This is a genomic window from Candidatus Zixiibacteriota bacterium (assembly GCA_018820315.1).
Lineage (GTDB): Bacteria > Zixibacteria > MSB-5A5 > JAABVY01 > JAHJOQ01 > JAHJOQ01.
Map to the genome: position 1 here is coordinate 1 of JAHJOQ010000033.1, position 4161 is coordinate 4161.

At 49.6% G+C, this 4161-nt stretch carries 2 protein-coding genes; both read right to left on the reverse strand.

The window, feature by feature from the left end; translation table 11 throughout:
* Positions 1–302, reverse strand: a 302-nt coding sequence (locus tag KKH67_03110; protein ID MBU1318166.1) for a hypothetical protein, incomplete at its 3' end; no start/stop codon positions are given.
* 2 nt (positions 303–304) lie between these two features.
* On the reverse strand, positions 305–3859 hold the full coding sequence (locus KKH67_03115; GenBank protein ID MBU1318167.1) for a DEAD/DEAH box helicase family protein: 3555 nt from the start codon (positions 3857–3859) through the stop codon (positions 305–307).
* Between the last annotated feature and the right edge of the window lie 302 nt (positions 3860–4161).

The following is a 4161-nucleotide window of genomic DNA, read 5'->3' on the forward strand; positions in this document are numbered from 1 at the left end:
ATGCTTGTGGGATCATCTTTCTTGGTGCTGACACCGATACTTGTGATGGAGTCTACATTTTCTATGGAGAATAGACGATCCCCATTGTGTTCGAATTCAACACTGTCATCATTGAGAATGAATCGGACTGCTGATGCCCTTGCATCCTCAGCATTCTGAAGAAGTTCATAAATGAAGTGGGCATTATCTGGATACAGGTCTATTAGTAGACGCTTGATGCCGTCTTCGAATCTGTTTTTTCGGCTTGCTTCGACCCAGTTCTTGCGATCCTTAGATAATTCTTGGATATTATTGAATTCCATCACTAATCCCCTATAGATAATTCGATTATTCCATACGCCACCGGCCCGGCGGTAACCTCCGCCCTCTCCATGGCGATATCTAAGTCCTGGATGCGCCGAGCGTAGTCTGCCTCAGCAGCCGCGATTTGAGACTGCCGCATTTTCTGAATTTTCTCGTTGCTTGCCTGTTTGAGCTGTTCCTCAAGAAGCGCTATCCGTGCCCGGTGGCTCGTTGATAGGCTCTCTCTACGGTACTCTACCAATTCTTGAGTCCGTTGTCGATGCTTAGCGCGAGCTTCAGACCACAGTTTATAGTGCTGCGCATCCAATTCATCCCACTTAGAAGAGCCACAGTCTCCCGGCCCATCAGTCGTTCCATCTACCGCTTTCTCGAGTAGGCGGCCAAGATGCGCTGTGACCACTTCTGATGAGGCAATTGGCCGGAGAACCAAATCCTCCTTAATGCCGTGGAACCGCCATTGGTAAATGGCGAATTCGTACCTGCCCGCAGGGACTTCATTGGCCTGCACCTTCAGGGTGGTGATGACTCGTTGCCTTGTATCGAACGATATCGCCGCCTGCTTCACTAAGGGGTGGACTGGTATTATAAAAGCAGCCTCATGATGCTGCATCGCGCAGTCCGATTCAAAGGTCACGAGCAGATGAGGGTCCCCCCCCTTCAGCCAGTTCTCCCACTCCCGATAAGTGATAGTGCTTTGTCTGGGGAGTTGCAGAAAGTCCTGCAATAGACTGCTTCGTAAATCCTGAGAAAGACGAAGCGTTTTCAAGGGTTTTTCGCCAAGGATAAAGTCTTGCTCTTTCCCGCATACCCGCTGCAGATAATGCGTGACGAGCCTGCGTATTGATGCCGGAGACAACCAGAAGCTCGAGGCCTCTTCAATCTCTTTCTTCATCTGATCTTCGGGGAGTCGGATGCCGAAAAGTTCCATCTGCCGTTGCTCGAGTGTTTCCTGTTCTTGTATCAACCGGATCTTGTTATCCGCCAACTGCTGTAGCTTTGACCCTCGCTCCTCATCGCTCAGTGAATAGTTTTCCGCGATGTTCCTGAGCTCCCTGGTGATTTCTCCGAGTATCTCTTCACCGCCACCCAGGGTTCTATTGAACACACCTATGCGAACAAGGCATCGCTCATAGATGTCCGCATCGACGGTACCGGGCGTGATCAGGTTGATAATGGCAACGCTCTCACTCTTCTGGCCGTTTCGGTCAATTCGGCCTATCCGTTGCTCGATACGCATTGGGTTCCATGGGAGGTCATAGTTCACAATACAATCGCAAAACTGGTAATCTAAACCTTCGCAGCCGATTTCTGAGAACAGCAGCAGGTCGAGACTATCTCTGTCCTCTCGCGGTTTCTCAAAACGGTGTCGAAGTTCGACGCGTTCTTCATCCGGCGTGCCACCGTGAACCATCCCGACCCGGAAACCGTCTGCGCTGAGATGTTTGTAAAGATAGTGAAGGGTGTGTCGAAAGCTGCTAAACAGCATCACCTTGTTGTTGGTCAAGTTTTGTTTGTCGCGGATGATATTTCGAAGAGCCTCAAGCTTTGGATCATAGGGATCAAGAGATCGTGTAGCCTCAAGGATTGTCTGGATTTGTGATTGGATTGGGCTGATGTAATCGCCTTGTGGGAGTGATTCCGTGTCGTCGGCTTCCTCCCATGTCAATTCGTCGATATGCCGGTTCAGGATATCATTAAGGAAAGGGGCAAGCCCGAAGAGGCAACTCGCAGCCTGGCGTCTTATCGTGGTCATCATAAACTTGATGTTGATATCCCCGTGAAGCCTGCTGAATATCTCCGCTTGCACCCGGAGTAACTCGTCGTGTAGCTGTTGCTGGGCTGGGGTAAAGGGCACGTCGACTGTTTCTGGCTTCCGAATTGTGAACTCCCCGATATCCCGGCGGCGTGTTCTGTTGATAATCCCCGCAAAAGTGTGCATGGCTTCAATGTCTGTAATAACCTGCACACGCTCTTCACTTGTGACATTGCCCTCAACCAGCCTGGATCGTATCCGCATGAAGTCGGGGTTATGCCTCAGAATGGCTTGGCCCCAGGCAGTCGCTGCAGCCTGATCGAGAGCTTCCAGTGTCTGTGAATGCCATTCTGGTTCTTGAGCGCGTACCAGGGATACCGCCTGGTTAATGAACGGATTAGGTTCCGCCATGTGCTTGAAGCTCTCTTGATCGATAATGAGGTCGGGACGTAGAGTATTAAGCAGAACAAAAAGGTCATCATTTCCAAGCTGGATTGGTGTCGCTGTTAAGAATATCACAGCCTCAGCATTGTCACAGAAGAACCTCACTGCTTCGTGGCTATAGGTATTCTGGTTGCGGATGTGATGCGCCTCGTCCACGATTACAAGGTCAAAACGAGGAGGTGGGTCCAGGTCCTTGAGACCCTTTTTTCGTTTTCGTTTGCCTTCTGGCCCCGATCCATTAAGGAGGATTTCGTCGAATAAGGAATAGGGGACAATAACCCTTTGGTACTGTTCGGGCCAGACGCCCTCCAGATCCATCTCGTTAATGCAGTACCGTAAGGTTCCCCCATCAAGATGAGTGAATCGCTCCTCGAAACGCTTCATCTCATTCTGCCATTTACGCTCGGTAACCAGGGGACGCGGGCATATGATGAGAATGGAACGGATGTCACGCCTTGCCTGCAGCTCACGAAGAATAAGCCCCGCTTCGATAGTCTTGCCCACGCCTACACCGTCGGCAATCAGTAATCGCGGACGGTCCGATCTGATGAATCTCAGCACGGGTCTGAACTGATAAGGGATGAAATCAACACGAGCGGCATTGAGAGAGTAGAGCGTCGATAGCCCAGGATACCTGATCTGCAGGGCGGTAAGGTAGGAGTGAAACTGCTCGCAGGGCAAAGACTCGGCATCCTCATCCCGAAGATCTTCAACCTGCAATTGAGATGCATAGTATGTCTGCGTCTCGCCAGCCACAAAGACCTTGAAACGATTCTCCTGATTGCCAGGCAAAACAGAAATCACTGCGCCTCGGATGGTTGGGTTTGACTTGACGTACACGATCTGCCCCGGTTCAAACTCAGTACCATACTTCTTAGTATCCTGGGACGGTAAGGGATCGATTGTTTCACCTTGGTCTGAGAATCGCATTTCTTTGGCAAGTAGAGCCGTCTTGGTGGCTCTCACTTCCTGAAGCAGGATGTCATCGGCTCCGATGACTGCGGAAAAGCGCTGCAGCGTGTCCAAATCGCGATATACATTCTCGACTGGAAATCCTTCTGTGGTTGCATGCGCCCACCGGTTGCGGACCGTCTGCATTTCCTTGGCGAAATGGCGTGCTTCCGATGTCAGGCCTAACTTGGTCGATATCTGATACCAGTTCTGGTCGAGCACTCGAAGCAGTGCAGTAAGATCCAATACTGCAAGGGAGTCTATGTTACGTTGTTCCATACGCTGCCGTTGCTGGAACGATAGGTTATTGAGAACGGCTTGCTTCCACCAATCCTCAAAGAGAGATGGCAGCACCTTTTCAAGGTATGTTGCTAAATAAACCGTAACTTTTTGAAGCAAATTGTTCATATTACCGTCCATATCTTTATGGGCTGGGATCAGACTTTGATTACAAAATTAAGTTAAAAAATATGGTATTGAAATCTATCGGGGTCAGATATTGAATATTGAATTTAGTATATTCCGTATTCTATAATCAAGACCTGACTCTAATATTGACCGTCTCCGGGTCAGTCATAATCGTTGCCGGATTTGAATTGACTAAGATGACAAAATAACCCTCTTCTTTTAATGCCTTGCAGGCCTGGGTGCCTGAGTAATCAAACTCACAGCCCTGGGAAATGATAATAGGACCAGAACCAATAATCAAT

Excerpts from the sequence above, each read along its gene's own strand:
- KKH67_03115 (MBU1318167.1), bottom strand. The coding sequence starts at position 3,859 with ATGAACAATTTGCTTCAAAAAGTTACGGTTTATTTAGCAACATACCTT.